The 15,128-nt window shown below is 38.9% G+C and carries 15 protein-coding genes; 10 read left to right on the top strand and 5 right to left on the bottom strand.

Annotated elements, in window-relative coordinates; all coding sequences use genetic code 11:
• The first annotated feature begins 4 nt into the window (after positions 1-4).
• Genes AW17_RS01250 through AW17_RS01235 form a run of 4 tightly spaced genes read left to right on the top strand, consistent with a single transcriptional unit; the run spans position 5 to position 2,152 of the window.
• Entirely contained in the window at positions 5-376 is a 372-nt protein-coding gene (locus tag AW17_RS01250; protein WP_029274264.1) for a response regulator, read from the top strand.
• 3 nt (positions 377-379) lie between these two features.
• Entirely contained in the window at positions 380-1,198 is an 819-nt protein-coding gene (locus AW17_RS01245; RefSeq protein WP_029274263.1) for a CheR family methyltransferase, read from the top strand.
• Positions 1,183-1,767, top strand: coding sequence for a chemotaxis protein CheB (locus AW17_RS01240; protein ID WP_029274262.1), 585 nt, complete (start codon positions 1,183-1,185; stop codon positions 1,765-1,767). Before AW17_RS01245 ends, AW17_RS01240 begins: the two co-directional genes overlap by 16 nt.
• A gap of 19 nt (positions 1,768-1,786) precedes the next feature.
• Entirely contained in the window at positions 1,787-2,152 is a 366-nt protein-coding gene (locus tag AW17_RS01235) for a response regulator (protein WP_029274261.1), read from the top strand.
• An 82-nt stretch (positions 2,153-2,234) separates the two neighbouring features.
• On the opposite strand, the gene AW17_RS01230 is transcribed toward AW17_RS01235, so the two are convergent.
• From AW17_RS01230 to AW17_RS01215, 4 genes are all read right to left on the bottom strand, one after another.
• Positions 2,235-3,191, bottom strand: a complete 957-nt coding sequence (locus AW17_RS01230; RefSeq protein ID WP_029274260.1) for a DUF3137 domain-containing protein — start codon at positions 3,189-3,191, stop codon at positions 2,235-2,237.
• A complete protein-coding gene (locus tag AW17_RS01225) occupies positions 3,191-3,748 on the bottom strand; it encodes a LemA family protein (RefSeq protein WP_029274259.1) in 558 nt (185 codons plus the stop codon). The genes AW17_RS01230 and AW17_RS01225 overlap by 1 nt, the downstream gene beginning before the upstream one ends.
• Before the next feature lie 50 nt (positions 3,749-3,798).
• Positions 3,799-5,613 carry a hypothetical protein gene (locus tag AW17_RS01220; RefSeq protein WP_029274258.1) on the bottom strand — a complete coding sequence of 605 codons (1,815 nt, stop codon included), beginning with the start codon at positions 5,611-5,613 and terminating at the stop codon, positions 3,799-3,801.
• Positions 5,614-5,681: 68 nt separating this feature from the next.
• A complete protein-coding gene (locus AW17_RS01215; protein WP_029274257.1) occupies positions 5,682-7,469 on the bottom strand; it encodes an AsmA family protein in 1,788 nt (595 codons plus the stop codon).
• 953 nt (positions 7,470-8,422) lie between these two features.
• Between AW17_RS01215 and miaB the strand changes: the two genes are divergently transcribed.
• The 5 genes from miaB (at position 8,423) to secG (ending at position 13,217) form a co-directional block, all read left to right on the top strand.
• A complete protein-coding gene (miaB, locus tag AW17_RS01200) occupies positions 8,423-9,841 on the top strand; it encodes a tRNA (N6-isopentenyl adenosine(37)-C2)-methylthiotransferase MiaB (protein ID WP_029274255.1) in 1,419 nt (472 codons plus the stop codon).
• A gap of 86 nt (positions 9,842-9,927) precedes the next feature.
• Positions 9,928-11,163 (top strand): sigma-54 interaction domain-containing protein, encoded by a 1,236-nt coding sequence (locus tag AW17_RS01195; RefSeq protein ID WP_029274254.1) that lies wholly within the window; start codon positions 9,928-9,930, stop codon positions 11,161-11,163.
• Between the two features lie 40 nt (positions 11,164-11,203).
• Positions 11,204-11,716: an LptE family protein gene (locus AW17_RS01190; RefSeq protein WP_029274253.1), complete on the top strand. Its 513-nt coding sequence runs from the start codon at positions 11,204-11,206 to the stop codon at positions 11,714-11,716.
• A 74-nt stretch (positions 11,717-11,790) separates the two neighbouring features.
• Positions 11,791-12,840 (top strand): hypothetical protein, encoded by a 1,050-nt coding sequence (locus tag AW17_RS01185; protein WP_029274252.1) that lies wholly within the window; start codon positions 11,791-11,793, stop codon positions 12,838-12,840.
• Between the two features lie 14 nt (positions 12,841-12,854).
• Complete coding sequence (secG, locus tag AW17_RS01180) at positions 12,855-13,217, top strand: preprotein translocase subunit SecG (protein ID WP_029274251.1); 363 nt, start codon at positions 12,855-12,857, stop codon at positions 13,215-13,217.
• A 137-nt stretch (positions 13,218-13,354) separates the two neighbouring features.
• Here the strand turns inward: secG and AW17_RS01175 are convergent, their stop codons facing one another.
• Positions 13,355-13,543 (bottom strand): hypothetical protein, encoded by a 189-nt coding sequence (locus AW17_RS01175; RefSeq protein WP_157280175.1) that lies wholly within the window; start codon positions 13,541-13,543, stop codon positions 13,355-13,357.
• A 383-nt stretch (positions 13,544-13,926) separates the two neighbouring features.
• Between AW17_RS01175 and AW17_RS01170 the strand changes: the two genes are divergently transcribed.
• The gene (locus AW17_RS01170; RefSeq protein ID WP_029274249.1) at positions 13,927-14,952 is read left to right on the top strand and encodes a sensor histidine kinase; all 1,026 of its coding nucleotides are present in this window, start codon (positions 13,927-13,929) and stop codon (positions 14,950-14,952) included.
• Positions 14,953-15,128: the final 176 nt, after the last annotated feature.

Below are 15,128 nucleotides of genomic sequence, written 5' to 3'. Positions count from 1 at the left end.
TTTTATGCCTCAAAAATTAATTCTCATAATTGATGATGATAACCGAAACATTTTTGCTTTAAAAGCTGTTTTAAAGGCCAAAGGTTTCGATTGTTTATCTGCTATAAGTGCCCGGGAAGGTTTTTCTATTCTAGAAAAGCACGACAATGTTGCCATCGTTTTAATGGATATGATGATGCCGGATATGGACGGCTATCAAGCTATTGCGGCGATGAAAAAATCAGCTAAAATGCAGAATATCCCTGTGTTAGCGGTAACTGCCCAGGCCATGGTTGGCGACAAGGAACGTTGCTTAAGCGCAGGTGCATCGGGTTATGTTTCAAAACCGATAAATGTTGACGAGTTATTAATGCAAATCGAAAATTTTACAAAATAACAGGTGATCAGTGATGCGATAGATAATGAACAGGTAGAAATCCTGTTGAATGATGTTCTGGAAAGCCATGGGTATGATTTTCTGGAATATTCTCATGCATCAATAAAAAGGAGAATTATACGTCTTTACGGACTGGATAATTTTGTGAGCTTCGCCGAATTTCGTTACACGGTTAAAACAGATAAGCAATATTTTAAGCGTTTTTTAGAGGAAATTACGGTTAATGTTACCGAAATGTTCCGCGATCCTTCTTTTTATAAATCTTTGCGGAACGATGTCCTTCCCGTGCTGGGTACCTATCCGTTTATCCGCATTTGGGTGGCAGGTTGTTCTACCGGAGAAGAGGCTTATTCGCTTGCCATTGTTTTAAAAGAACTTAATCTGCTTAATAAATCGCTTATTTATGCTACTGATATTAATCCATCGGTTTTAGATAAAGCAAAAAAAGGGATGTTTCCCTTAAATTATTTAAAGCAGTATTCAGAAAATTACCTGCAATCGGGTGGCTTAAAAGATTTTTCTGCTTATTACACGGCGAACTACTCTTTGGCAAAATTTGATGAAAGCTTAAATAGTAAGATGATCTTTTCTACGCATAATTTGGTTTCCGATCATTCTTTTAATGAGTTTCAGCTAATTTTATGTAGAAACGTATTAATTTATTTTGATAAAGACTTGCAGCATAAAGTATTTAACCTTTTTGATGGTAGCATCGAGAAATTAGGATACCTTGCTTTAGGAAGTAAAGAAAGTTTGGAGTTTTGGCCAAAAGCCAAAGAATACAAAAGGGTTAAAATGGAAAAAATATGGCGGAAACTGTAGATTCTACGCCTTGTGGAGCATTAATTATTGGCGGCTCTGCCGGTAGCTTAGATGTGTTGCTCGAAATTTTTCCAGCCCTAAGGAAAGATATTGGTTTTCCTATTGTATTAGTGGTTCACCGTAAGGCAAGCAACGAATCTCTTTTAACCGATTTGTTAAAATCGCGCACGATACTGGCGGTTGGCGAAGCAGAAGAAAAAGAGTTTCTAAGCCCCGGCAAAGTTTTTATTGCGCCTGCAGATTACCATATGCTTATAGAGGAAGACCAAAGTATATCTTTAGATTATTCGGAAAAAGTAAATTATTCCCGACCATCAATTGATGTTACCTTTCAATCAGCAGCCGAGGTTTTTAGAGAAAAACTAGTCTGTATTCTACTTTCAGGGTCTAATGCAGATGGAGTAGAGGGCTTAAAAAGTGTAAACAATTTTGGAGGTAGGGTGGTTATACAGAATCCAAATACGGCCAGAATGCCGTATATGCCGCAACAGGCAGTGCTGAATGTTGAGCCGCATGTGATATTGGATAGCCACGATATGGCTGATTATATAAATAAGTTAAATGGTTAATTGCTTTTCGGAGGTTAATATGATAGTTACAAAAAAAATATTTGTTTTTGATGATAATAGGGATATCCTTGATCTCTGTACATTTATTTTGGAAGATGCCGGGTATGAGATAAAAACATCTGAAAATGCCAATAACATAGAAGAACAGGTTGCAGCATATATGCCTGATTTAATATTTATGGATAATTGGTTGCCCGATCTGGGAGGGATACAGGCTACTAAGGCATTAAAAAACCATCCTGATTTAAAACATATTCCGGTAATTTATTTTTCGGCCAATAATGATATATCTTCATTAGCCGATGAAGCCGGCGCTGATAGTTACCTATCGAAACCATTTGATATTGCTGCACTCGAAGAAATTGTGAAAAAACACTTGAGCTAGCGGACTTACTCACGAAGTTTCAAATGGCTGGTGCGCAGGAAAAACTTCGTGAGTCTAAAAAGGGACTTGCCAAACTTCGGATTTATTCCTTACCCCAAATCCTTGTATTCAGATCCAGTTCCTTAACAATATCATACATAAACTTTATAGTCGAGATATCTTCATTTACCGTTTCCGGACTTAACAACGATTTAAAAACAGGTGCTTCGAAATAGTTTCGGTTCAGAGGAAAAGCGATATACATCCTCGATTCGATAAAGGATAAACTGATGTTATACTTTGTTTGATGGTTGAGGTTTAGTATCCGCTCCATCATAGCAGGTGTAAGGATGTATCTGGATTCGACCTGATCTGAGCCATAAGTCACAAAAGTCTTATCAAAGTCTACATTCTCCAGTTGAATAACATCTTTACTACCAAAAGAAAACAGGTTCTTTGAAAACCATGCACCAAAAGCTGTTCCGAAATTTTTTGGCCTGACAATGGTTACCCCGTTAAATTTCTTGTTAAAATCGGCAGCAAAGATAATTCCTCTAAAAATGTTGTGCCACTCTGTTTGGGTTCCGTCTTTTGTTTGGGTTACTGTTTTATATTCGGCATGTACCTCAGCAAAGTAAAACCGGGTTTTATCAGCACATCCAGTTACCAGATCCTCTGTTTTATAACGATCAGGCTCATTGCTAAACAACTGTGTGTACATAAACTCCGATGATTCAATTCCCTGGTAGGGGTTAATCGATAAGCTTTCATCTAAAAATTTAAGGGCAGCACCAATTACATTGGTTTTGTAGGCATTTTGGTAAGCCGTTAAAGAATCGTTGATCTTAAATAACAAAACACTACCGTAAATAAGAGGTATTAAGCCGCTAATTACAGCAGGAATAGGAAAACCTAGGATGAAGCCTAAAATACAGAGCAGAATACCCGCGACAATAGAAATATAGCCTTTGGTTTGGGTAGCGGCAATTCTTTTGCGTTCTACCTCCATTGTAGCCAAAACTTGCTGTAAGGCTACATTACTTGCAATATCGAACGACATTAATTATTGAAAAGCTCTTTTGCACTAATATTTTTGCGCTCTTCAGCTGCGGTTTCTAAAACAGCAATGGGCTGAAAATTTAACATTCCAGCAAATAAACTGCCTGGAAACATCATAATCGCATTATTGTAATCGGTTACCGAAGCATTATAGGTTCTTCTGGCAGCGGCAATCTGCTCCTCGCTTTCGGTCCAGGTGGTTTGCAGGTTAATAAAATTGGTATTGGCTTTTAAATCAGGATAATTTTCGATGTTAACCATTAAACCTTTCACACTGCTGCTCAACTGGGCGTCTAAATCTGCTTTTTCTGCATTGCTGATGTTTGGTGAGCCTGCTTTAGCTCTCAGTTCAACTATTTTGGTCAAAGTCCCCTGCTCGTAAGTGGTGTACTGTTTTACCACTTCAACAAGATTTGGAATAAGGTCGAACCGTTTTTTAAGCATTACATCAATGGCCGAGAAGGCATTGGCTACCTGGTTTTTCTTCCCGATAAGCGAGTTGTAAAAGAAAATCCCGATAAGGAATATAAATCCGATAATAACGAGGGCAATAATCATAATTTTAGTTTAAGGTTTAGAGAATAAAGATAAGAAAAGGTTACAAAATGTTATCGCTTTTCATTTTGTTCCCGTTCACGTCTTATCCGCCGCTCTAAGCGCTTCTGTTTCCTTTGCATATGATTGGCCCGCATGGCTTTAAACTTTGCAATGTGCTCACGTACTTCATTCTGCTTTTCTTCCGTAATACCGATGCTATATTTTATGCCCGTAAAAAGGCTCTTCCAGATCATGTTGAAGAAAGATGTATTTGCCGGCCTGCTGTAATTAACGGTTACGGGTACCAGCTTTCCGTCTGCACCGGGGTTTTCTGATTTGATGATTAAAGCATTTGCTAAGAAAGAAAGAAAACCACGGGTAACCAGGTGATCTTTTTCTGGGTCGTTTTTCATCAGCGCTACAGAAAGGTCGTAGTAGGAGAACGCTACCGTTCCTTTTGTGCCTAAATCGTTCGCTTTAAAATTGAACTTCAATTTATCTACACTCCCGCGGTTAATGCGAACCAAGCCTAATGGTTTGGTAATCTGATTTAAAACCCGAGCATTAAAATTGTGTAAAACCCCATTGTAAGAAAAGGCACCATCTTTAGCGGTAAGATCAAATATAAAATTTACATCAAGCTTTCCCTGCCCAAAGAGGTAAGTGTTTAGGTTAACCTCCATAATGGGGTTTATGGCTTTAATTTTCTCAAGGTTGGTGGCGTTTTTTATAATGCCCGAGGTATGCTCGAAACTAATCTGCCCCTTTTGGTTACTCTCATTGTTGTAAACAGCGTAATTCACATTTATATCCTTCAGCTGGATTTTCTGGACCAGAATAGGTGCATCAAGAAGCTGCAAAAGCTGATGGGGAAACTTTCCGACTTTGCTTTCCTGGTGTTTTTTTGGGAGGCCATTATGGTTAAATACTGAAACGAAACCGTTGGTAATGGCCATTTCCTTTGCCCAAAGTTCTTGTTTGCTAATGTATAAAGGCAAATCAATCCCATTAAGCATAATGTCGCTCATCTTGATGTTGAAACGTTCCTTCGCAAACCCTGCAACTTTGCCAAAGTTCATCTCATCGTGCAGTGGTACCAAAGCAAAACTGTTAATCCTTAACTTACCCGTTGTTGCCCTAAAATCCAGTTTATCTAATTGGATATCGTACATCTTGTCTGGCGTGCGGTATACATAGTTATTCAGATTAATCACAATATCTTTAATCAGATAAAATCTTGTAGGATCTTCGGCAGAGGTAGAATCTACCAGCAGGTCGGTTAAGGTAATATTGAGGTCATCAATAGAGAAAGGTACTGAATTGGGTACATTTTTATTGATGTATTTAAAACTTACATCCTTAAACCTGATGCTTTTAATGCTAAACTCTTTCAGGTTTTTAGAGATGATAGCATAAGGCGATTTAATGGGCCTGGGTGCACGCCCCTCGTTAAAAGCAAATTGCTGGTTAACCATTGTTACCTCAGGTTTATCAAATATGATTTCTTCCAGCTGAAGTTTTTTTTCGCGGTACAAGGTTAATGGGTGGAAGTGCTTCACCACCAGTTTTTTTAAAGAAACCGTATATAAATTATTTGGCGCTCTTTTTAAGGCTATGAGTTGCTTAAACCGATTGGTATCAGGTATTATTTTTACGTTCTGTAAGGTAGCATTGCCTGTAAAAACATTGGTAGAAACTTTGGTAAAACTAATGGTATATAAACTATCGGTTGATTTATAGAGGAGTGTTTTGATCCTATCGGTTAAAATAGGGCGCGACTTAACATTTAACAACCAGGCTATACCCGCGAGTACAATAAAAACACTGAGTAATGTACACGCAATCCATTTAAAAACTCTATAACGGTATCTTCTGGTATCAGGCATTAAAAAATGAGCGGCTGTGGTTTTATTAGCAATATACGGTTATAAACATATATTTGAAAAATGTAAGATCAGTTTTTTTCTCTCCGGGCTTTCCGTGCTGCTTTTCTGTCTGCCCGTTTTTGTTCCCTTATTTTTTTTGCAATTACTTTTTGCTGTTTTACCGGATTCTTTTCAGGGACCACACCAACGCCTACAATATCCTTTATACCCACAAAAACAGTTTTCCACATCAGGTTAAAAAAGGAGGCCGAATTAATCCTGGTGTTGGTCATGCTTGCTGTTCTTGGCGCTTCGCCTTTTTGCGGATTTTCATTTTTAACTAAAATGACATTGGCCAAAAAAGACAAAAAACCTTTTTCCTTGGTTCCCTCGCCATCAATATTGTCTGATAAGAGCTTTATTTTCAGGTTTGTGTACAGCATGTTCATCTTGCCCGATGCTGATCTCAAATTTCCGTTTGCGCTGAAATCGATATGTTGCACATCGCCGCTTTCTATCTCTATTAAACCCAGGGCTTTCGATAGTGGGTTTAAATTTTTCAGATCAAATTTACCCAGATTCGCGCTGTAGGTAAATGCACCATTATTATCGGTAAGGTTGAAATCGATTTTTACATTCAGCTTTCCGGTACCCATTAAAAGTGCGTTTAAATCTGCCAGAGCATGGTTCTTTTTGCGCAATTGTAAACTATCGTTGGTTACGTTTAAAATGTTTCCTGTTACCGCTTTAAAGTCAACCGACCCAATTTTTTTACTCGCCGGGTTAAATTCAGCATATTTAACATTAATGTTTCTCAGCTTTACCGTATCAATCAGGGTAGGTATGTTTAATCTTTTTAGGGCCATATGCGGGTAGTTTTGGCCTTTATCAAAGCCTGGAGGGGGCGGCGATTCGCGGCTCATAAAAATTGCTACATTTGCCGGGCCAATCCTCAACGATTTTGCATGCAGTTTCTGGTCGGTGTTTAAACCGATAAAATCAACCCCGTTAAATTCTATTTTATCAAAATTGAAGTTATACCGGTCTTTCTGGATCTTGTATTTTCTTGCAAAAGTAAGCTCATCGTACAATGGGGTAAGTTTAAACCCTTTAACCGTTATTTTTTTTGATGCAGTAGAGCCTTTAATGGTGTCAACTTTCATTGAGTACATTTTATCTTTCGTTATCGATTTATAACCCGCAATCTGAAAGGATGCATCTTTTGTATAGTAAAACCTTGTTGTATCATTTCCCGAAAGTGAATCCAATAAAAAATTGTTAATGTTAATATCGAGGTGTTTGATCGAGTTTTTGGTTTTTTTTGCTGCAGTTTTGTTGATATAATCGAAATCTGCATCTATAATTTTAATGCTTTTAACATGTATCGATTTAAAAGTTTTCGAAATCTGTTCGTAAAGCGGTTTTTCATCTTTTATGCTATCGGGTTTCTTGGTTACTTTGTTAAAAATCATATTGATAGATGGCTTTTGTAAAAGGATTTCATTTACAGCTATCCGTTTTTTAAAGTAAGCCGTTAATATTCCAACACGGCTGATCTGTAGTTTCTTCAGTTTAAGCTCGAAAGTATGTGCAGGCGCCAATTGTATTTTCCTTAAGCTATCGAAAACGGCTGTATCGGGTATTAGTGTAACATCGCGCAGCGCCAGGCTACCTGTAATTACATTTAAGTTAATGCTTTTAAAATCTATCCTGTAGAGGTGATGGGAGCCGTTATAAACTCCGGCCTTAATTTTTTCGGTCAATATGGGTTTCCATCGGGCACTTAAAAACATGGCGCCAAATGCTACAATTAAAATCAATATACCGAATATGCTTCCTATCCAGATCCAAACTTTATTTCTATGCTGAGCTGTCATTTATTATGGTTTATCGATAGGTAACAGATAGAAGAGCGAAAGGTTTTCTCCGCTTATCGTCATTGCGAGGAGGAACGACGAAGCAATCTTAATGCACGGGATTCTGGGTAACGCAAGTTAACTTCTCGTTGCATAAGGTGGTGGTTGTGTTTTGAGTTTATTAAATAGAAAGATTTTTGGAGCGCAAGAGTCCTGCAAGCAACATTGTTTGTTCCTTTGCTTCGCTTGTACGCTTCGGCCGTCGTTCCTCCTGCCTGCAGGGTACCGCTTCGCCAAGGGCTAGATGGGTTAGGACGGTGGCAGGGGAAACCCCTCATAGTAGCAAGAACAGCTGTAATCTAAACCCGACCTTAGCGGGATGCCACAATTTTTTCAATTGGGGCAGAAGCGGGGGCGGGACTACAGCCCTCCATAGGCACCGAAGCCTACATTTTCAAAAACATCCTGACTTATTTTATAAAAAGGAGTTATTAATTTTTTGGAGCGCAAGGGCAGTATAAGAAACATCGTTTGTTCCTTTGCTGCGCTTGTACGCTTTCCCGAAAAATCGGGATACCTCCTGCCTGCAGGGTACCGCTCCGCCAAGGGCTGGGTGGGTTAGGACGGTGGCAGGGAAATCCCCTCATAGTAGCAAGAACAGCTGTAATCTAAACCCGACCTTAGCGGGATGCCACAATTTTTTCAATTGGGGCAGAAGCGGGGGCGGGACTGCAGCCCACCATTGGCACCGAAGCCTACATTTTCAAAAAAATCTTTTTTAACAAGCATGAAGTCATTTGGGGCCAATGTTAATGCCGTTGCGATATTCCCATAATAGTAAGATTGCTTCGTCGTTCCTTCTCGCAATGACGTGAAGATCATAATCGTACTGTAAACATTTAAACAAAATATGTCAATTTGTCACTTTTAATTTTATTTATGTATTTTTGCAATCCCCAAAATGTTTTTAAATAATGATTGATTTACAAGTACAGGATAAGACGCACGATGAAGCCAGGCAAGGTGAAGCTTTAATTTTAGATACACCAATTAAAGCCGATGCCCGTAAATTATACATCGAAAGTTATGGTTGTGCAATGAATTTTGCTGATAGCGAAATTGTTGCCTCTATTTTATCCGAAACTGGATTTGAAACCACAGGGGATTATCACCAGGCTGATGTAATCTTCATCAATACCTGTTCTATCCGCGAAAACGCTGAAACCAGGGTTAGGAACCGCTTGTCGCAGTTTGGTGTCGAAAAACGCCGTAACCCGAAGTTAATTGTTGGGGTTTTGGGTTGCATGGCAGAGCGTTTAAAATCTAAATTTTTAGAAGAAGAGCGGTTGGTTGATGTAGTAGTTGGCCCTGATGCTTACCGCGATCTGCCTAACTTAATTGAACAGGTAGAAAGTGGACATAAAGCGGTTAACGTACTTTTATCCCGTGAAGAAACTTATGCAGATATTAGTCCGGTTCGTTTAAACAGCAACGGAATAACTGCTTTTATTTCTATTACACGCGGCTGCAATAATATGTGTTCTTTCTGCGTGGTTCCTTTTACCCGTGGCCGCGAACGGAGCCGCGATGCCCATTCCATTATACAAGAAGCAAAAGGCTTATTTGAAGCTGGTTACCGTGAGGTTACGCTTTTAGGCCAAAACGTAGATTCATATACCTGGACATCGGAAGATGGAACTGAAACCGTAAACTTTGCGCAACTTTTAGCGCAAACAGCTTTGGTTAATCCTGATTTAAGGGTACGTTTTTCTACTTCGCATCCAAAAGATATTACCGACGAGGTTTTACACACCATTGCTAAATACGATAACATCTGTAATTATATCCACTTGCCAGTTCAATCAGGTAATACCCGCATATTGGAGTTAATGAACAGGACTTATACCCGCGAATGGTATATTAATCGTATTGATGCCATCCGTAACATTATCCCGGGTTGTGCAATTTCTACTGATATTATTGCTGGTTTCTGTACTGAAACAGAAGAAGAGCATCAAGAAACCCTGAGCATGATGGATTACGTTGAATATGATTTTGCATATAACTTCACTTATTCTGAAAGACCAGGAACTTTAGCTGCCCGCAAATTGGAAGATGATATTCCTGAGGAAGTAAAAAAACGCCGTTTAGCTGAGATTTTAGCTAAGCAACAAGCACATTCGTTAATGCGCTTACAAGAGTGGGTGGGTAAAACCGTTCGTGTTTTGATTGAAGGCACTTCTAAAAAATCTGATCTGGATTATTGCGGAAGAGGAGATAGCGGAGCAATGGCCATTTTCCCTGCCATTGAAGGCGTTAAACCAGGCCAGTATGCAAATGTATTTATCGAAAAATGTACATCAGCTACGTTAATTGGTAAAATAGTATCATAAAATCCCGTCATGCTGAACTTGTTTCAGCATCTTAAATTGAAAGACTCTGAAACAAGTTCAGAGTGACGTAACTTTAGAAAGAATAAATGGATACACAAAATATTAAACAACGGTTCGGTATTATTGGCAATTCGCCATTGCTTAACCGTGCTATCGATATTGCAAGCCAGGTAGCACCAACTGATATGTCGGTGTTAATAACAGGCGAAAGTGGTAGTGGTAAAGAGGTGTTCTCGCAGATTATCCATCAAATGAGTGCCCGTAAACACGGTGCTTTTATTGCCGTAAACTGTGGTGCCATTCCCGAAGGAACCATTGATTCTGAATTGTTTGGTCACGAGAAAGGATCTTTTACAGGTGCACATGAGGCACGTAAAGGTTACTTTGAAGTAGCAAACGGCGGAACCATTTTTTTAGACGAGGTTGCTGAGCTGCCTTTGGGTACACAGGCACGTTTGCTGCGTATTTTAGAAAGCGGCGAATACTTGCGCGTAGGCTCATCTAAAGTTCAGAAAACAGACGTTCGCATTATTGCCGCAACCAATGTTGATGTATATAACCGCGTTAAAAACGGAAAATTCCGCGAAGATTTATATTACAGGTTAAATACGGTTCCATTGCGCATACCGGCTTTGCAAGAGCGTAAAGAAGATATTTATTTATTATTCAGAAAATTCTCTGCCGATTTTAGCGATAAATACCGTAGCCCTGCATTACATTTGGAACCAGATGCGATTCAGATCTTAACCAATTATAGCTGGCCGGGTAATGTTCGTCAGTTAAAAAATATTGCTGAGCAGATCTGTGTATTGGAAAAAGACCGAAATGTAACCGGACAAGCCATTTTAAACTATATCCCGAACGAGGCCGGAAGTAACCTGCCAATGACGATTAATGCGCAGTCGAAAGAAGATTTTACAGAAAGAGATATTTTGTACAAGGTGCTTTTCGATATGAAAAAGGATATGGTTGAGCTTAAAAAACTTGTTGCCGAAATTATTCAGCACGGCGGAAATACCGCTACCGTTTTGGCAGATAATCCTCAGTATATCAATCAGCTATACCGCGATGTAGAACTGCCGGCAGGGCAAGAGCATGCCTTTACCATTCAGCAACCTACACCAAGCAATAATAATAACAATACTGATTATTTTGCACACGAGGCCGAAGAGGTAGAAGAATCTTTATCATTAGTGGATAAAGAATCAGATCTGATTAAAAAAGCATTAAAAAAACACAAGGGTAAACGTAAGTTTGCTGCACAAGAACTGGGCATTTCAGAGCGTACCCTATACAGAAAAATTAAAGAATTAAATTTATAGCTTCATCGCCTTTAAAAACAAATTATATATTTATATACTGATGAAAATAAAAATATTTGCTTTAATCCTTGTTGCTTCAATACTGAGCGCCTGCTCTTATAAATTCAGTGGAGCATCAACAACAGGATTAAAAACGGTGGTTGTTCGGGTATTTGAAAATAATGCACCATTAGTGGTACCAACACTAAGTAACCAGATTACCGAATCGTTAAAAACCCGGATCCGTAATCAGACCAAGTTGATTATTTCTCCTACCGGTGAAGGCGATGCATCGTTTGAAGGCAGGATAACGGGCTATGATATTAAGCCAGTTGCGCTTCAAAATAGTGCTACACCTACTTCGGGTGCAAACAGATTAACCATAACCGTTTCGGTAAAGTATAAGAACAATATAAAAGAACACGAAAAAGAAAGTTTTGAAGAAAGCTTTACCAGATATTTCGATTTTCCGATCAATGGGGCACCAATTCAAACCTTATTGCCCGGAGCTATCGAAAATATCAACAAACAATTATCGGAAGATATTTTTAACCGTGCATTTGCACAGTGGTAAATAAAGCAGGATTCTAAAAGACAAAATTTTCAAAACCCGTCTACATTTTTTTAACTTAGCGGCAAACCTCGATAATGGATAACAAAAAGCTACTGGCAGATTTACTTGCGCAACCTGGAAAGGTTGGACCAGAGCATGTATCCATGTTGCAGGAAATGGTGGCGCAATTTCCATATGCCCAGCCCATTCATTTACTGTTAGCCAAGGCTAACGCATCAGCAGTACCAAAAGCAGCACTTTATAGCCAGGGGCATGTACTGTTCCATATATTAAATATGGTTTCAGTCCGCGAAATAACAGAAGAAGAAGAAATTAACGAGGTAGTTGCTGAAAATACACAGGATGAGCAGGTAGTTTTTGAAGAAATGGGAGAATTAGCTCCAGATCTTCACTCAGAAAACCCAGTAATTCCTATAGAAACGCCAAATCACCTGCCGGGTATTGATAGTCATTTAATGGACCTGCCTGCAGATGATGATTCTTTTATTGAAAGTGTAGCTGCTACCGATTTCTTTGCCTTTGAACAGAAATTAAGTACCGATGTGGTTACGATCGCACCAGAAATTGAAACGGTTGTTCCTGATGAGCCCGAAAGGAATTTTGTTTCGCAATATAACGACGATAAGCTTCCGTACACGTTTTTATGGTGGTTGGCTAAAACCCGTAAAGAGCACGAGCAGATTTTTCAGCCTTATGCCCGCCCTAACGCTGGTAAAGTAAAACCACAGCCGCAAAACAACCAACAGCAAGAAAGAGCTGAGTTTCAACAGCAATATGTAGAGCACATCTTTCACATTCAAACGCCTTTCGAGGTAGCCGATCATTTAGCAGAATATCCTTCTGCCGAAATTAAAGATGCAAAGGGCGCTGAAATTATCGAGCGATTCTTAAAAGAAGATCCAACAATCAAGCCTCCGAAGCCAGAACAGATAGACAATGAAAATAAGGCAAAGAAAAGTGCAGAAGACAATTACGACCTTGTTTCGGAGACTTTAGCTAAAATTTATATCGAGCAAATGCTTTATCACAAAGCCATAGATACTTATAAAAAATTAAGTTTGAAATATCCGGAAAAAAGCCGTTACTTTGCCGACCTTATCCAATCTATAGAAAAGAAATTTTAAAATATAATATTACCATGGTAACCTTTTTAATCATTTTATTAATTATTGCGTGTGTGGCCTTAGGCTTATTTGTTTTGGTACAAAACCCTAAAGGCGGAGGTTTAGCTACAGGCGGTGGCACCAGTAACATGTTTGGTGTACAACGTACCGGCGATGTTTTAGAAAAAGGATCGTGGGTATTGTTAACTCTGATCGTAGTGTTAACCCTTGCTGTTACTACAATTGCTAAAACTAGCGGTGGTACTGCAGCGGTTGGAAACTCAGCTATTCAAGAGCGTTTAGATAAAACGCCATCACCATCTCCACTTGGTGGAAATTTAAACAGCACTAAACCTGCTGCTTCGGCTCCAGCTAAAACAGACTCGACAAAGAAATAAGTAATACTTACCCTTATTTTATAAAGCTTTCCTCAAAAGGGAAAGCTTTTTTGGTTTTTTAACGATGCTGTATCATAAATATAGAATTGCCATCCTGAGAGGTTAATTTATGGCATAAAAATCAATATAAATGACGTTTAAATTTCAGGTGGTATATAATTCCCCTCTTTTAGAGGGGTGTCCGCAGGACGGGGTGTTCTATTTGTCCTAGCCGGACAGGCTTCTTTCTTTTTGGTGTCAAAAAGACCAGCACAGCTAGCTTGAATGCCGTTGAAAACATAAAGGCCCATGAAAAAACAAAAAACACTGGCTGAAAATTTATTCATTTGTATTATAGTTTTCAGCTGCATTCATGAGGGCTTCGCCGTTTTCTTTTGAAGCTAGTGGGTTGGCTTGAGCATTGCGGCCCGAAAAATTTGTTAGGCCGTATTTATTAGAACGGGGATACGGTGCTACGGCCTAGTTGGGCGGAAATACAAAATCGGAATAAATGGCTCATATTTAGATGATTACAAAATAACGTCAATGGTAGCCTGTCGAAGGACCTGTTTAGAAGCTTCACAAAGCGTTTCGACAAGCTCAAGGTGACAAAGTCCGAATGGAATCACAACTTATGGTACAACCTCTTTTGTTTTTAACATTCCGTAAAAAATGAATCAACCCTTTGTCTCTTAACACACATTTAACATAAAAAGCTTTAAATTGCAGCATGAAATTAAGTGTGCTGGTTCTATTTACTGCTCTCGCCGTTGGTCTTTCCATCGGGATGGTTAATTTTTATTTTCAGCATAGCCTGTATTACATGGCTATTTCTTTTGGCGTATCGTTTCTGTGCAGTTTTTTGGTTTTTTATTATTTGCTGGAGAAATATATTTACACCAAAATTAAACTCATTTACAAACTCATCCATAACCTTAAATTAGGTAAAGATTTAAAAGATGCGCTCGGCGAGTACGTGAGTTCTGATCCGATTAATGATGTAGAGCAAGAAGTAAAGGAGTGGGCAGGTGCAAAGAAAAAAGAAATAGATTTATTAAAAAAACAGGAACAGTTTAGAAGAGAATTCCTTTCAAATGTTTCGCACGAGTTTAAAACCCCGCTTTTTGCCATTCAAGGATATATTGAAACGCTACAGGACTGTTTGGTAGATGATCCGGATCAGGCTGTATTGTTTCTAAAAAAAGCTGAAAATAATGTAGAGCGACTGAGTTATTTAATTAATGATTTAGACGTTATTTCAAAATTAGAAACAGGCGAATCGCCAATTAACTACCAAAAATTCGATTTTGTACAATTGGCGAAAGAGGTAATGGAAAACCTCGAAGACCGCGCTGAAGCAAAAAACATTAAACTCTTTTTTAAAGATAAATATACTGCCATTACATTGGTTTCGGCCGATCGCGAAAAGATTAGGCAGGTATTAATTAACTTGCTGGTAAACAGTATTAAGTATGGCATTGATGGTGGCGAAACAGCCATTAAAATTTTTGAACTGCACGATCAGGTTTTGATCGAAGTTACCGATAATGGCATCGGCATAGAGGAAAAACATTTGTTGCGCTTGTTTGAACGTTTTTATCGCATTGATACCCACCGGGCGAGAGAAGTTGGAGGCACAGGTTTAGGTTTAGCCATTGTAAAACACATTTTAGAGGCACACCAACAAACCATTTCGGTAAGAAGTACACCGGGCATAGGCACAACCTTTGCTTTTACACTACAAAAAGGAGGCTAGCCTTAGTGGCTTGATAATCATTCTTCCATTTTTGCCACGGAAACACGGAACGCACGGTAAATATGACATCTGATTTCGTTCCGAAAGCAATTTACAACTGTTGATAGATCCGATATTAGCGAACATCCCGATTTAAGCAGTTGTCTTAACTATTTTATAGTGCATGCTATTTCGGC

This window comes from Pedobacter borealis DSM 19626 (assembly GCF_000708285.2).
Taxonomy (GTDB): domain Bacteria; phylum Bacteroidota; class Bacteroidia; order Sphingobacteriales; family Sphingobacteriaceae; genus Pedobacter; species Pedobacter borealis.
Note: the sequence above shows the minus strand (reverse complement) of the source record. Positions and strands in the feature narration are given on the sequence as shown.